General features: G+C 73.5%; 14 protein-coding genes and 1 pseudogene. 5 read left to right on the top strand and 10 right to left on the bottom strand.

Annotated features, from left to right (window positions below; translation table 11 throughout):
- Nucleotides 1-2 precede the first annotated feature (2 nt).
- The 3 genes from ACKUU6_RS17975 to ACKUU6_RS17965 all read right to left on the bottom strand — a co-directional run bounded on the left by ACKUU6_RS17975 (nt 3) and on the right by ACKUU6_RS17965 (nt 3155).
- On the bottom strand, nt 3-1436 hold the full coding sequence (locus ACKUU6_RS17975; RefSeq protein ID WP_407989592.1) for a protein kinase domain-containing protein: 1434 nt from the start codon (nt 1434-1436) through the stop codon (nt 3-5).
- Between the two features lie 160 nt (nt 1437-1596).
- Nucleotides 1597-2466 carry a hypothetical protein gene (locus tag ACKUU6_RS17970; RefSeq protein WP_407989591.1) on the bottom strand — a complete coding sequence of 290 codons (870 nt, stop codon included), beginning with the start codon at nt 2464-2466 and terminating at the stop codon, nt 1597-1599.
- Nucleotides 2463-3155, bottom strand: coding sequence for an RNA polymerase sigma factor (locus ACKUU6_RS17965; protein ID WP_407989590.1), 693 nt, complete (start codon nt 3153-3155; stop codon nt 2463-2465). Before ACKUU6_RS17965 ends, ACKUU6_RS17970 begins: the two co-directional genes overlap by 4 nt.
- A gap of 143 nt (nt 3156-3298) precedes the next feature.
- Here ACKUU6_RS17965 and ACKUU6_RS17960 point away from each other — a divergent pair, with 143 nt between their 5' ends.
- Together ACKUU6_RS17960 and ACKUU6_RS17955 are read left to right on the top strand one after the other, a co-directional pair.
- Nucleotides 3299-3994: a hypothetical protein gene (locus tag ACKUU6_RS17960; protein ID WP_407989589.1), complete on the top strand. Its 696-nt coding sequence runs from the start codon at nt 3299-3301 to the stop codon at nt 3992-3994.
- 74 nt (nt 3995-4068) lie between these two features.
- Nucleotides 4069-4767: a class I SAM-dependent DNA methyltransferase gene (locus ACKUU6_RS17955; protein ID WP_407989588.1), complete on the top strand. Its 699-nt coding sequence runs from the start codon at nt 4069-4071 to the stop codon at nt 4765-4767.
- A 1-nt stretch (nt 4768) separates the two neighbouring features.
- On the opposite strand, the gene ACKUU6_RS17950 is transcribed toward ACKUU6_RS17955, so the two are convergent.
- The 3 genes from ACKUU6_RS17950 to ACKUU6_RS17940 all read right to left on the bottom strand — a co-directional run bounded on the left by ACKUU6_RS17950 (nt 4769) and on the right by ACKUU6_RS17940 (nt 6017).
- Nucleotides 4769-5266 carry an NUDIX domain-containing protein gene (locus ACKUU6_RS17950; RefSeq protein WP_407989587.1) on the bottom strand — a complete coding sequence of 166 codons (498 nt, stop codon included), beginning with the start codon at nt 5264-5266 and terminating at the stop codon, nt 4769-4771.
- A 115-nt stretch (nt 5267-5381) separates the two neighbouring features.
- Complete coding sequence (locus ACKUU6_RS17945; RefSeq protein ID WP_407989586.1) at nt 5382-5660, bottom strand: hypothetical protein; 279 nt, start codon at nt 5658-5660, stop codon at nt 5382-5384.
- 93 nt (nt 5661-5753) lie between these two features.
- On the bottom strand, nt 5754-6017 hold the full coding sequence (locus ACKUU6_RS17940) for a hypothetical protein (RefSeq protein ID WP_407989585.1): 264 nt from the start codon (nt 6015-6017) through the stop codon (nt 5754-5756).
- A gap of 231 nt (nt 6018-6248) precedes the next feature.
- Here ACKUU6_RS17940 and ACKUU6_RS17935 point away from each other — a divergent pair, with 231 nt between their 5' ends.
- Entirely contained in the window at nt 6249-6800 is a 552-nt protein-coding gene (locus ACKUU6_RS17935; RefSeq protein WP_407989584.1) for a GlcG/HbpS family heme-binding protein, read from the top strand.
- 9 nt (nt 6801-6809) lie between these two features.
- Here the strand turns inward: ACKUU6_RS17935 and ACKUU6_RS17930 are convergent, their stop codons facing one another.
- The gene (locus ACKUU6_RS17930; RefSeq protein ID WP_407989583.1) at nt 6810-7781 is read right to left on the bottom strand and encodes a helix-turn-helix transcriptional regulator; all 972 of its coding nucleotides are present in this window, start codon (nt 7779-7781) and stop codon (nt 6810-6812) included.
- A gap of 87 nt (nt 7782-7868) precedes the next feature.
- On the opposite strand from ACKUU6_RS17930, the gene ACKUU6_RS17925 reads away from it, so the two are divergent.
- A complete protein-coding gene (locus tag ACKUU6_RS17925) occupies nt 7869-9356 on the top strand; it encodes an MFS transporter (RefSeq protein ID WP_407989582.1) in 1488 nt (495 codons plus the stop codon).
- 61 nt (nt 9357-9417) lie between these two features.
- On the opposite strand, the gene ACKUU6_RS17920 is transcribed toward ACKUU6_RS17925, so the two are convergent.
- Both ACKUU6_RS17920 and ACKUU6_RS17915 read right to left on the bottom strand, forming a co-directional pair.
- A complete protein-coding gene (locus ACKUU6_RS17920; RefSeq protein WP_407989581.1) occupies nt 9418-9846 on the bottom strand; it encodes an MFS transporter in 429 nt (142 codons plus the stop codon).
- A gap of 94 nt (nt 9847-9940) precedes the next feature.
- Nucleotides 9941-10588 (bottom strand): annotated as a pseudogene (locus ACKUU6_RS17915) (MFS transporter); the annotation flags it as partial.
- 844 nt (nt 10589-11432) lie between these two features.
- Here ACKUU6_RS17915 and ACKUU6_RS17910 point away from each other — a divergent pair.
- Entirely contained in the window at nt 11433-11756 is a 324-nt protein-coding gene (locus tag ACKUU6_RS17910) for an ArsR/SmtB family transcription factor (protein WP_407989580.1), read from the top strand.
- Here ACKUU6_RS17910 and ACKUU6_RS17905 read toward each other — a convergent pair.
- Entirely contained in the window at nt 11753-12934 is a 1182-nt protein-coding gene (locus ACKUU6_RS17905; protein ID WP_407989579.1) for a low temperature requirement protein A, read from the bottom strand. The genes ACKUU6_RS17910 and ACKUU6_RS17905 overlap by 4 nt on opposite strands.
- Between the last annotated feature and the right edge of the window lie 103 nt (nt 12935-13037).

Raw genomic sequence — 13037 nt, 5'->3', positions numbered from 1 at the left:
CCCTAGTCGACGGCGGCGAGCAGGAGGCCGAGCTTGGCCTGCCAGGCCTGGCTGGTGGCGTTGTCGATGGCGTGCTTCTTGGCCAGGTCGCGGACCAGGCGTTGGGCGTTGCGGAGGGAGCTCTGGGCGCTCTCCGAATCCTGGTCGGTCACGGCCTGGGCGGCCTGGTCGAGTTCTTCGAGCAGGTCGCGGAAGCGCTCGCGTTCCTTGCCGGGGTCGGCCTGGGCGACGGCGGCTCGGAGGGCGGTCACGACGGCGGCCGGGCCCGGCTTGGCGCTGGGGGTGGGCTTGCCGGACGGGGACTGCTTCGGGGAGGGCGAGGGGCTCGGGGACGGCGAGGCCGACGGCGACGCGGGGGCGCTCGGGGGCGGGGCCGCCTTGGCGGAGTTGGCGTCGGGGCCGAGCGTGAGCAGGCCGATCACGACGGCGCCCGCGACGGCCACCACCCCCGCTCCCGCGTAGGCCAGCGGGCGCCGGCTGCGAGCGGGTTCAGGAGCGGTCGGGTATGGCACCGGGGGAAGGAAGGATGTGCGCTGCTGGTCCTGGTACGACGCGGTCACCGGCGGCATCGCCCGGGTCGCGGCGAGCAGCTCGCTGGTCCGGTCGGCGGGGGTGAACACCGGTACGGCGGCGAGCAGTTCGGCCCGGGCCTCAGCTGCGCCGGCCGGGCGGTCGGCCGGGTTCTTGGCGAGCAGCCGGAACACGGTGGCGTCCAGCGCGGGCGGGAGTCCGGGCCGCCGGTAGGACGGCGGTGCGGGCTGTTCGGTGACGTGCCGGAACGCGACGGCGACCGACGTGTCCGCGGTGAACGGCGGCTCCCCGGTGAGCATTTCGGTCAGCACGCAGCCGACGGCGTACAGGTCGGAACGGCCGTCCAGCGGGCTCGCGGTGGCCTGCTCGGGCGAGAGGTAGCCGGCCGTACCGAGCACGGCGGCGGTCTGGGTCAGCTGAGCCCCGGAGGAACTCGCCCTGGCGATGCCGAAGTCCACCACCTTCACGCCGCCGTCGTGGGTGATCATGATGTTGCCCGGCTTGATGTCCCGGTGCACCAGCCCGGCGGCGTGCGCGACTTCGAGCGCCTCGCAGACCGCGGCCGCGATCCCGACCGCCCGCTCGACCGGCAACCAGGTGGTGTCGGCGATGAGTTGGCTCAGCGGCCGACCGTCCACCAGCTCCATCACGATGTACGGCGAGCCCTGGTCCACGCCCGAGTCGAAGACGGTGACGATCCGCGGGTGGTGCAGCCGGGCGGCGTGCTGGGCCTCCTGGCCGAAGCGCTCGGCGAACCGGGGATCGTCCGCCAGACCGCCGTTCAGCACCTTGACCGCGACCGGGCGGCCCAACTGGCGGTCGTGGCCCCGGTAGACGGTGGCCATGCCGCCGACGCCGAGTATCTCCCCCAGCTCGTAACGCCCGTTCAGCGCACGTCCGATCACCGCCACCAGCTCCTTCCCCACTCGGTCGGAGGCCCTCGGGTCGCCTCGCGCTCTGAGCACGATAGCGGCTGCTCCCGGACGGCCGGGCTGCCCGGGCGGTGGCCCGGACGGCCGGTGGATCGGCGGGAGGTGGTCAGTCGCCGTCCGGCCGGAGCCCGGGTCAGCCCTCGCCGGCCCCGGACGAACCGGACCGGCTCGGGTGGCCGTCCGACGGCTCGGCCTTGGTGCTGCGGCTGGGCGAGGGCTTGCCGCCGGGGGTCACCGGGCCGACCAGCCGGACGCAGTACTCCTGGACCTTCCCGGGGTCGCCCGCCGCATCGACCAGCGGGGCGAAGACCGGTTCGCCGGCCAGTGCCTTGGCCCGGTCACCGGCCTGCAGCCGGTCGGTGAAGGTCCGGCAGAGCTCCTCCAGCCGGGGCTGGGGCACCGGGGTGCCGGGAACCGCGCCGGGCGCGGTGGCACTCGGTGACGCCGGCCCGGTCGGGCTGCTGCGGCTCGGCTCCGGCCGGGCGGACCTGGCCGTGGCCGAGGGGCTGCCGGAGGGTCGGTCGAAGGCCTGCCCGGACGGGGCCCCTGACCAGGGCGCGGTCGCGCTCGGCAGCGCGCTGACCTGCACTTCGGGTTCGGAACCGCCGAGAGCGCTCGGCAGGTGGACCAGGCCGCCGGTGGTCGCCGCGACCGCGACCCCGCCGAGGGCGGTGGCCACGCCAGCGGCGAGCAGTGCCTTGGCGCTGAAGGCCCGGGCCCGTACGGAGAGTGCGACCGCCACCGTGCTCCGGCGCCGGGGTGCCGCGGCCGGCTGATCCCGCGCCGCCCGGAACGCGGCCAGGGCCGCCTGCTCGCCGGGCAGGTCGCCGTCGCCGACTTCGGGGGCAGCGGCGGCGGCGATCAGCCCGGCGAGGGCCGCGTGGTCCGGGGAAACCGTACGGCCGGCGAGTCGATCCTGACCGGCCGACGGGTCGCCCGGGGCCCCGGCGAGCAGCTGCTCGGCGGTGGCCCGGTCGATCCGCCGGGATCGGTTGGTGCTCATCTCATGTCCTTCAGCGTCGCGGACCGGCCTGCTGTCACACCCTGCGGAGAATTCTTTCCTTCGCCCGCGGGCAGCTGCCGCGCGGGGATGCCGGCCGACCGGCCACCGCTCTGCTCCAGCAGCTTGGCCAGCCGCCGAAGCCCCCGGTGCGAGGCCATCCGGACCGATCCCGACCGCTTGCCGAGCACCTGGGCCGCCCCCTCGGCGTCCAACCCGACCACCACCCGGAGCAGCACCGCCTCGGCCTGGTCGGGCGGGAGCCGGGAGATCAGCGCGAGCGCGTCGGCGGTGGAGACCAGGGACACCGCGCTCCCCGCCGTGTCCTCGACCGCCGCCAGTTCGGCCAGGTACTCGACCGGCAGGTCGGCGACCGGACGGCGGCGGACCCGGCGGAGGTGGTCCATCGCCCGGTTCCGCGCGATGGTGGCGGCCCAGCCCCGGAAGCCGTCCGCGTCCCCCTGGAAGCCACCCAGGTCGCGGGCGATCTGCAGCCAGGCCTCGGAGGCTATGTCCTCGGCGTCCTCGGCGCCGCCGCCGAGCAGGACCCGCAGATAGCGCAGCAGACCGGGCTGGACGGTCCGGAAGAGCAGCCGGAAAGCGTCCTCGTCGCCGGACTGCGCCGCGCGGACGGCTTCGGCGAGGTCGGGGGCCGGGGGTTCGGGACTGTGCACCGCCACATCATGCGGCATCCGCGGGCAGGCCCAAAGACCCCCTCACTCCGGCCCTTCGTCCGCAGCGGGTAGCTCTGGCGCAGACATAACTTGGTGGTACACGAAGCGGAACGCCCTCCCGGCGACGTGCTCCGCCGCCACCCACCACGTGAGGACCCGCGATGACCGCTGCTCAGAAGCTCTTCGCCGAAGGGATGCGCGAGCACTTCGCTCCCGCCCTGCGGGCGCTGGGGCTGACCGACCAGCGGGGCTCGTTCAGCCTGCCCGCCCCGGACCACTGGGCCCTGCTGGGTGTCCAGCCGCTCAGCAGGGACGAGCACGCGCTGCGGTACACCATCACGCTCAGCCTGACCGCCAGGGCCGACTGGCCGGGCCCCGGCGAACGCCCCGATCCGAACGCGCCCACCGGCACCGAGCTCTGGCACGCCCGGATCGGCACCCTGATGCCGGTGGACGGCGAGATCTGCTGGGAGGTGTCCCCCGGCCCGCGCTGGCTGGTCGCGGTCGAGGACTCGGTCTCCGCCGTCCGGCGCTACGCGCTGCCCGAGCTCCGCCGCCGCCTGGCCGCGGCCGTTCCGGCCGACGGAGGGCCGCCGACCGAGACCTACCTCTCCTCCGGCGAGCTCGACGAGGTCAACGCCGTACTGCTGACCGCCGCCGTCGCGCGGATCCAGCGGGCCGAACTGGTCGACGGGACCCTACTGCTGACCGGCGCCTGGAGCCGGTCCGACCCGGTGGCGCGGGAGGTGCTGACCGGCGTCGCCCAGGGCTTCCTGGCCGCCGGGGACGACCGCTTCCGGCGGGTGAGCTGCGTGGACTCGCTCGGCCGCGGGCTCTGGCTGTTCGAGAGCGACTGACGGCCCGTCATCTGGGTGAGAGGGCATGATTTAACCGCTGGCGACCCGCCCGCCCGGCAGGAACACTGCTGACCATGGCGCACTTCGCAGACTTCGACTCCCGCGGCTATCCGATGGTGGACGTCCGGACGGGATACGGGCAGTGGGTAGGCAGCTACGAGCAGACCGTCGAGGACCTGATGGACCTCGCGGTGCTGGCCCGGCTGACGGTGCCGGACTGGGCGTCCGTCGGGCGGGCGGCCGACCTCGGCTGCGGCACGGGACGGACCGGCGAGTGGCTCCGCGCCCGGGGTGTCGCCGCGGTGGACGGCGTCGACCTCACCCCCGAGATGCTCGCCCTGGCGGCCGCCAAGGGCGCCCACGACACCCTGCTGGAAGCCGACCTGGCCGCCACCGGGCTGCCCGACGGCGGGTACGGGCTGGTGATCTCGTCCCTGGTGGACGAGCACCTGGCGGACCTCACCCCGTTCTACCGCGAGGCCTTCCGGCTGGCCGCCCCCGGCGGGCTGTGCGTACTGGTCGGGCTGCACCCGCAGTTCATCATGGCCGCCGGGATGCCCACCCACTTCACCACCGACGGCGGCGAGGACGTCGCCATCGACACCCACCTGCACCTGGTCAGCGACCACCTGACGGCCGCCCTGGCCGAGGGCTGGCAGCTCACCGAGATGCGGGAGGGCCTGGTCGGTGACGAGTGGATCGCGCTGAAGCCCAAGTGGTCCCGGTTCCGGGGCATCCCGGTCTCCGCCGCGTACGTCTGGCGCAAGAGCTGACTCAGAAACCCCCGGCGGGCGTGGTGAGCATCCTGGTCCGGCCGTCCGCCAGGGCGGCCAGGCCGGCCGCCAGCCGGGGCGACCGGGTCGGGCCGAGCAGGCCGTACGCCTCCTCGACGGTGACCCAGCGGTAGTGGTCGAGCTCGCCCGCCGGGAGTGTGATCGGGCTGTCGGCTGGGATGGTGCCGAAGTCGAAGAGGAAGTGCACGGCCGGGTGGTCCAGGCCCTCGGTCGGGTGGGTCCACGCCACCGCGAGCAGCGGTCCGGCCTGCCCGGTCAGGCCGGTCTCCTCGGTCAGCTCCCGGCTCGCGCACTGCGCGGCGTCCTCACCCCGGTCCACCGTGCCGCCGACGAACTGCCAGTCGGCCCGGTAACCCGCCTTCACGATCAGCACCCGGCCCGCCGGGTCGCGGATCAGGCACCCGGCCGCCGCGTACACCCGGGGCAGCGAGGCCAGCCACTGGTCACGGGGCTGCAGGGTGGTGCTCTCCTCGGACATGCGCTCTCCTCAGGCAGACGACGTGTCGCCCCACTCTCCCGCACCCGGGAACGGAGCGGGGCGGGCGCCCGGATCGTCCGGACGCCCGCCCCGCTCCGTTCCAACGGGACTCGACTCAGTGGGCGGAGTGCTTCTCCGCGCCCCGGTGCCGGTGACCCGGCAGCTCGGCGTGGTGGGCCGGGCCGCCCAGCATCGCCGGGACCGTGAACGAGCGGCGGCCGCCGTGGGCGAAGGTGGCGTCACCGCGCCGGGATCCGGAGTCGGCGCCCACCGCGCGGTGTCCGCCGACCACCGGCGGCTGCGGTCCTGGATCGGCCAGCATGCCGCGACGTTGCAGCAGCTCCTGGGTACCCCGACGGAGCTTGGTCATCTTGCCCGTGGATCGCGTGGTCATCATCGACCTCCGTTCGGCGACCGACCGCCCCACCGGTGTGCGCGGCGGTCCGAACGCCAGGCAGTTATGCCAGGATTCTAAGCTTTTATCCCGTCAGCGGTACTCGTCCTCGTCGAGCTCCACCACCCGGACCTGCTCGGCCGCATCCGCGTCGTCCGCCACGTCCGCACCGAGCGAACGCCGCTCCCTCAGCTGCTCGAGGTCGTCGCCCAGGTGCTCGGCGACCACCCGTTCATCGTCGTCCACCGCGTCCTGCCCGGCCGGCGCCGACTCCTCCTCGAAGTCGTCGAAGTCCTCGGGAAATTCGGGGTTCTCGGGGTTCTGGCCGTTGATGGAGTTCTGGGGATTCTGGGGCATGACGTCCCTCCCTGCCGATGCGGGGCCCCGGCTTGCCCCGGGGTCCTCTAGCAGTATCCGACGACGGCGGCGCGGGTGCGCACCCTCGCCGGTGGGTGGTGCCGCATCAGCCGATCGGTTGACACCGGGGTCGGCTGTCGCGTCGACGGGTTCGACGGTGCGGCCGGGTGAGGATCGAAGCAGAGCGGGAGCCGCAGGCTTCCGAAGGCGATCCGACGAGGAGCAACTCCCATGCAGAAGATGAGCGTTCGGACCCGGGTGCTGACCGGCGCGGTGGCCCTGGCGGCGGTCGGGGCGGGCACGTTCGGCGCGCTCTCGGCCTCGGCCGCCCCTAGGAGCGCGGTGGCCAGGCCGGCCGCCGAGGTGAAGAAGCCCGAGACCGTGACCAGCACCCACCTGAGCATCGCCGCCGCCACCAAGGCCGCCCAGGCCGCACTGGCCGCCGCCGAGCAGGAGAACCAGCGGGTCACCGTCGCGGTGGTGGACCGGAACGGGCACACCGTGGTCACCCTGCGCGGCGACGGCGCCGGGCCGCAGTCGTACGAGTCGGCGGAGCGGAAGGCGTTCACCGCCGTGTCCTGGAACGCGCCGACCTCCGAGCTGGTCAAGCGGCTCGCCCAGGCGCCGAACCTGAAGGACATCCCCGGCACGCTCTTCCTCGGCGGGGGCGCTCCGGTCGCCGTCCAGGGGGCGCCGATCGCGGGGATCGGGGTGGCGGGCGCACCGAGCGGTGACCTCGACGAGAAGTACGCCCAGGCGGGGGTCGCCGCGCTCGGCAAGTAGCCCGGCCCGCTACGCGCCGGTGCGGCCTTGACCAGCAGCACGAAGGGCACGGGCGGCCAGGTCGCCCAGGTGGGTGCGGAGTTCGGCGGGTTCGTGGACCTCGAACTCGCAGCCGAGGGCGGCGAGCCGGAGCGCCAACCACTCGAGGGAGTCGGCCCGGGTGCGGAGGCGGGTCCGGGCGGGGTCGAGGGCTTCGACCTCGTCGCCGGGGTGGCCCAGGCGGTCCTGGAGCCGGTGGAGCGGGGCGTGCAGGGTGGCCACGGCTGTGTAGCTGCGGGCCCGGTTGGTGAGCCGTGCGGCGACGTAGGCGCCGGCGTCCTCGGCCGGGAGCTCGCGGGGCACGGTGCGGATCCCGGTCGGCCGGGGTTCACGGACCCGGTCCACCCGGAAGATCCGCCAGTCGTCGCGTTCGTTGTCGAAGGCGACCAGGTACCAGCGGCGGCCGGTGGCCACCAGGCGGTGCGGTTCGACCAGGCGCCTGGTCTCGGCGCCGTCGCCGGCTCGGTACCGGAACCGGAGCTGCTCCCGTCCGGCGGCGGCCGAGGCCAGCGCGGTGAGCACCTCGGGGTCGACCCGGGGGCCGCCGCCGGCCAGCGGGACCGTGGCGGCGTTGAGCGAGCCGACCCGGTGACGCAGCCGGGCGGGCAGCACCTGGACCAGCTTGGCCAGCGCCCGCACCGAGGCCTCCTCGATCCCCTCGACCGCCTGACCGGCGGCGGCCCGCAGGCCGACCGCGATCGCCACCGCCTCCTCGTCGTCCAGCAGCAGCGGCGGCATCGCGGCACCGGCCACCAGCCGGTAGCCGCCGATCGCACCCTTGCTCGCCTCCACGGGGTAGCCGAGGTCGCGCAGCCGCTCGATGTCCCGGCGGATGGTGCGCGGGCTGACCCGCAGGCGGTCGGCCAGTTCGCTACCGGGCCACTCGCGGGGGGTCTGGAGGAGGGAGAGCAGGGTGAGCAGCCGCGCCGGGGTGTCGGTCATGCGGTTCAGCATGGCGTACCAAGCGGTCAGGATCTGACCTAGTTGCCCGCTACCTTCGGTCCGTTCCCAGCCGAAGGAGTACCCCGTATGTCATCCGCCACCGACCTCCCGGACCGCCGCCGCTGGCTGGCGCTCGCCGTGGTGATGACGGCCAGTCTGATGGACCTGGTCGACGTCACCATCGTCAACATCGCCATGCCGAGCATCCAGCAGGACCTGGGCGCGACGTACAGCACGCTGCAGTGGATCACCGCCGGGTACGCGCTGGCGTTCGCGATCGGTCTGATCACCGGCGGGCGGCTCGGTGACATCTACGGCCGCAAGCGGCTCTTCCTGATCGGGATCGCCGGATTCACGCTGGCATCCGCGCTCTGCGGGCTGGCCGGCAGCCCGGAGCTGCTGGTCGGTGCCCGGGTGCTGCAGGGGGCGACGGCCTCGCTGATGGTGCCCCAGGTGCTGTCGATCATCCATGTGACGTTCCCGGCGCACGAGCGCGGAAAGGTGTTCGGGATGTTCGGCGCCATGGTCGGGCTCGGGGCGGTGCTCGGGCCGCTGCTGGGCGCGCTGCTGACGGAGTGGGACCTGTTCGGCCTGGGCTGGCGGCCGATCTTCCTGGTCAACCTGCCGATCGGGATCGCCGGACTGCTGATGGGCGTCAAGTACGTCGGTGAGTCGCGGGCCCCGCAGGCGCTCCGGCTGGACCTGGTCGGGATGCTGCTGGCCGGCGCCGGCCTGCTGATGCTGCTCTACCCGCTCACCCAGGGCCGCGAGTCGGGCTGGCCGGCCTGGGGCTTCGTCTCGATGGGGCTCAGCCTGCCGGTGCTGGCGCTGTTCGTGGCGTACGAGAAGGCCAAGACCCGGCGGGACGGTTCGCCACTGGTGGAGCTGGCACTGTTCCGGGTGAAGAGCTTCGCGGCGGGCATCGGGGTGCAGCTGAGCTTCGGGATCGCCTCCGGCATCTTCTTCATGGTGTGGACCCTCTACATGCAGCTCGGCCTCGGCTGGAGCGCACTGCGGGCCGGGCTGACCGGGGTGCCGTTCTCGCTCGCGGTGGCGGTGGCGGCGGGGCTGTCGGTGCAGGTGCTGGTGCCCCGGTTCGGACGGCGGGTGCTGCAGGCGGGGGCGCTGGTGATGGCGGCCGGGACGCTGGTCTACCTGGCCGAGGCGGCCCGGTACGGAATGGGCATCGAGTCCTGGCAGATGGCGCTGCCGCTGGTGGTGATGGGCCTGGGGATGGGCCTGATCGTCGCCCCGCTGACCGACCTGGTGCTCTCCGAGGTGCCGCGCGAGCACTCCGGTTCGGCCTCCGGACTGATCAACACCACCCAGCAGCTGGGCGTCGCGCTGGGCCTCGGGCTCTCCTCAGTGGCGTTCTTCACCGTGGTCGACGCGGCCGACCCGACCGTCCAGGCGATGGGTCCGGTCTTCGTGAACGCCTTCCAGCACGCGCTGTGGTGGGTGAGCGGCGGGCTGCTGCTGGTCTTCGCGCTGGTCTTCGCCCTGCCCCGACGGGCCCCGCAGTCGGCCGTCGAGGCGGAGGTGCCTGAGCAGGAGCCGGAGCTGATCCCGGCCTGACGACCTGACGACCATGCAGCGGACCCGGTACGGATCGTCCGTACCGGGCCCGTCGTGCTGGTCAGGCCGCCGCCGCCAGCTCGGCGGCCACCGGCCTCGCGGCCGTCAGCCGTTCCAGCAGCAGGAGGGCGGGCACCGCGGCCAGACTGAGGCCGATCAGGAACAGCCACGGCCGGCTCGGGCCACCGGCGAGCATCAGGGTCAGCAGGCCGGGCGCCACCGTCTGGCCGAAGGTCCAGGAGAGCTGGTGGACCGCCAGGTAGCGGCCGCGCAGCTGCTCGGGAGCGAGCGAGACGCTGAGCTCCTCGGAGAACGGTGTCGCGGCGGTCTCCGCCAAGGTGTAGAGCAGCATGCCCAGGAAGAGCCCGGCCGGCACCGCCCAGCCCGGCGCGTGGGCCAGGACGGCGAAGAGACCGAAGGCGAGCGCGTTGATCCCGCAGGCGGCGGCGATCACCCGGGTCGGCCGGAACCGCTCCAGCCACCTGCTCACCACGGTCTGGGTGAGCGTGACCTGAACCGTTCAGCACCAGCAGCGCCCCCGCGATCCAGGCCTCCCGGTGCAGACCCTCGGTGATGTAGCCGGCCACCAGCAGGCTGAGGACCAGCGCGCCGAAGACGAAGCAGACGTTGATCGCCACCAGCAGCAGGTAGCGCCGGTCCCGCAGCACCGTCCGGTAGCCGCCTCCGGCCCTGGCGGCGGCCGGAACCGGCAGGCCCGTCGGCCGCCAGCGCCACAGCAGCAGGACGGCGACCAGATAGCTGACCGCGTTGGCCGCCACCACCCCGCGCAGCCCGGCGGTGCCGCCGAGGCCGACCAGGAAGGCGCCGAGGGCGCCGCCGAGCCCGAGGCCGACGTTGCGCAGCATGTGGATCATGGCGAACCAGCGAGGACGCTCCGCACCGCCCGCCGCCAGCACCACCAGACCGGTGCTCGACGTCCAGTACGTCACCGCCCCGACCTGGACCAGCCAGGCGGTCGCCACGATCTGCCAGACCTGATGACTGACCAGGAACCCCGCGTACCCGACCGCAGAGATCAGATTGCCCGTCAGCGCCAGCCTGCGGGCGCCCCAACGGTCGATCAGTGGACCGACCGTCACCGCCGTCGGCACCGCGAGCAACCGGGCCGGCGTGAGTGCTCCGCCGATCAGCGGCAGCGAGAGCTCGGTGGTGCGGGCGAAGTAGACCAGCACGAACGCGAGCACCAGCCCGCTGCCCAGGCTGTCGATCATGCTGGCCCCGACCAGCCCGCCGTTCCCCGCCACCCGGGGCAGGCCGAATCTCCGCAAGGTACGCATGGCCGACGGCCCCCTCATCCAGGACGCGGACCGGTCTGCTGGAATACGTGCCGGTCGCGGGACCGACCCTGCCAGCGCATCCCCGGGCCGCCCACAGATTTCATCCTGCTCGAATCGTCCGGAGGCGGACCGTGCTCACCCTGCGGTTCTCCGCCCAGCACCTGGCCAGAACCCGGTTCGGCCACTCCCCGCTCTGGGAGGTGGTCGCCAGCATCGAGGCCCTCAAGGACCCGGGCGGCAAACCTCTGCACCTCGGCTGGGCCCGGGACACCCGGGCCGCCCTCCCGGCGGTGGACCTCTCGCTGCTGTTCGCCCTGGTGCCGATCCCCACCCTGTACGTCCCGAGCTTCCTCACGCCCGTCCCGCAGACGGAGTCCCCTGTCCTGGAGGACGAGTTGGCCGCCCTCACGGCCACCTCGCCGGAGACCGTCCGGGCCGACCTGGAGCTGCTCACCGGCCCACTGGCCGCCCCCGTGGCCGAGCTGTACCAAGACCCCGCCGACGGGCTGGTCCGCCTCGCCGACCAGATCCGCGCCTACTGGCAGGTCGCCATCCAGCCGTACTGGACCCGGATCCAGCGCCTGGTCGAGGGCGAAGTCCTGTACCGGGCCCGGTCGATCGCCCGCGGCGGCGCCGCCGAGCTGTTCGAGGCGCTGCACCCCCAGGTCAGCTGGTCCGACGACACCCTCCGGGTCAGGCACCGGGACTACGAGGCCACCCGCACCCTGAACGGCGGCCGAGGGCTGGTCCTGGTCCCACCGTCTTCGTCTGGCCCGGGGTGTTCTCCCAGAGCACCCCGCCCCGGCAGCCCGGCCTGGTCTACCCGCCGCGGGGCATCGCCGCGCTCTGGGAGAGCCCCCGCGACCGGGCCCCCGACGCGCTGGCCGCCCTGCTCGGCCGCTCCCGGGCCGGCCTGCTCGCCGAGCTCGGCTACCCCGCCTCCACCACCGAACTCGCCGCCCGCACCGGCATGCCGGCCCCCACCGTCTCGCACCACCTCACCGCACTCCGGGCGGCCGGCCTCGCCGTCTCGCACCGGACCGGCCGCACCGTCGTCTACCTGCACACCCCGCTCGGTGAGGCGCTGCTCGGCGGAGGCTAGGGCCTTTCCTGGACACGCTGCCGCCCCGGGACGCGGAGCAGCGGCAGCGGGCGGCCGGTCTCGGTGATGAAGGCCTCCGCGCCGTTGACCGCGCCGAGCACCAGCACCACCAGCACCGCCGTGACCACCAGCGGCACGGCCGAGGCGGCCGACGCCACCGCCAGACAGGCCAGCACACCCGCCGTACGGGGGACCGCCGCCGCGCCGAACATCCGCCAGCGGGCGTAGCAGAAGCCGGCCAGGTAGAGCGCCGCCCCCGGAGCCAGCATGAACTGCGGCAACTCGTGCGGGCGTTGGAGCGGCGAGACGAGCAGTTCCTCAAGACCGACCGCCATCAGGATGATGGCCACCGCGTACGCCAGGTGCGCGTAGCTGAACACGTCCCGGACGATCCTGGCCTGCACCGGATCGATGTCCAGACTGTGCCGGGCCGCCGGGGCACTGTAGTGGAAGTAGGCCCACCAGAGCTGCACGATCAGGACGAACGCCAGGCCCAGCGTGACCAGTTGGACCGTACCGAGATGACCGTCCGAGACGTGTCCGCCGGAGGCGATCACCGTCTCGCCGAGCGCCATGATGACGAACAGGCCGAAGCGCTCCGGGAGATGGGAGGTCTCGAACCTGGCCCGGTCCAGCCGCTTGCCCAGCAGCGCCGTACCCAGCACCTCGATCACCGCGCCGGTCGCCCAGAGGACCTCACGCGGCCCGCTGTCCAGGAAGGCACCGGCCAGGAACAGCGGGCCGCTCACCAGCAGGCTCACCGAGAAGGGTTCGACCCGCAGGCCGCCGAAGGCCGGCCAGCGCCGCATCCGCTGCCACAGGATCAGCCGCATCAGCACGTAACAGACCCCGAACAGCACGCCCCGGCTCCCCAGCGCGTCCGGGACCGCCACGCTCATCCCCAGCCCGCAGGCGGCCAGCGCGAACACCAGCAGCCGGCCCTGCACGCCGTCGAGGCTCTCACCGGTCGCGTTGCCGAGCAGCGCCGCCCCGACCCAGCCCATCCAGAGCGGTAGGAACAGCATCACCGCGGTCGCCACGTCCAGCAGCGAGTGTGCGTGGGCCAGCGCCACCGAGATCTGGGTGATGGCGAAGACCCAGACCAGGTCGAAGAACAACTCCGCCCAGGTGACGCGCTGTTCGACCCGCTCGACTCTGCCGCTCTCGTCGTCCGACATCCCCGTCTCCCCCTCAGGACCACGGGCGTCTCGCCGCCCGCACCGGCCCCATCGTGCTCAGTCGCCCCACCGCAGGCAAGCGGAATCGTCCGGGGTGTGAGCG

Origin of the sequence: Kitasatospora sp. CMC57 (assembly GCF_045866025.2) — a bacterium.
Taxonomy (GTDB): Bacteria; Actinomycetota; Actinomycetes; order Streptomycetales; family Streptomycetaceae; genus Kitasatospora.
Note: the sequence above shows the minus strand (reverse complement) of the source record. Positions and strands in the feature narration are given on the sequence as shown.

Bases quoted from the DNA above. Each gene is read 5' to 3' on its own strand.
- ACKUU6_RS17970 (WP_407989591.1), bottom strand. From the start codon at position 2,466: ATGAGCACCAACCGATCCCGGCGGATCGACCGGGCCACCGCCGAGCAG.
- ACKUU6_RS17965 (WP_407989590.1), bottom strand. From the start codon at position 3,155: ATGCCGCATGATGTGGCGGTGCACAGTCCCGAACCCCCGGCCCCCGAC.
- ACKUU6_RS17960 (WP_407989589.1), top strand. From the start codon at position 3,299: ATGACCGCTGCTCAGAAGCTCTTCGCCGAAGGGATGCGCGAGCACTTC.
- ACKUU6_RS17955 (WP_407989588.1), top strand. From the start codon at position 4,069: ATGGCGCACTTCGCAGACTTCGACTCCCGCGGCTATCCGATGGTGGAC.
- ACKUU6_RS17950 (WP_407989587.1), bottom strand. From the start codon at position 5,266: ATGTCCGAGGAGAGCACCACCCTGCAGCCCCGTGACCAGTGGCTGGCC.
- ACKUU6_RS17945 (WP_407989586.1), bottom strand. From the start codon at position 5,660: ATGACCACGCGATCCACGGGCAAGATGACCAAGCTCCGTCGGGGTACC.
- ACKUU6_RS17940 (WP_407989585.1), bottom strand. From the start codon at position 6,017: ATGCCCCAGAATCCCCAGAACTCCATCAACGGCCAGAACCCCGAGAAC.
- ACKUU6_RS17935 (WP_407989584.1), top strand. From the start codon at position 6,249: ATGCAGAAGATGAGCGTTCGGACCCGGGTGCTGACCGGCGCGGTGGCC.
- ACKUU6_RS17930 (WP_407989583.1), bottom strand. From the start codon at position 7,781: ATGACCGACACCCCGGCGCGGCTGCTCACCCTGCTCTCCCTCCTCCAG.
- ACKUU6_RS17925 (WP_407989582.1), top strand. From the start codon at position 7,869: ATGTCATCCGCCACCGACCTCCCGGACCGCCGCCGCTGGCTGGCGCTC.
- ACKUU6_RS17905 (WP_407989579.1), bottom strand. From the start codon at position 12,934: ATGTCGGACGACGAGAGCGGCAGAGTCGAGCGGGTCGAACAGCGCGTC.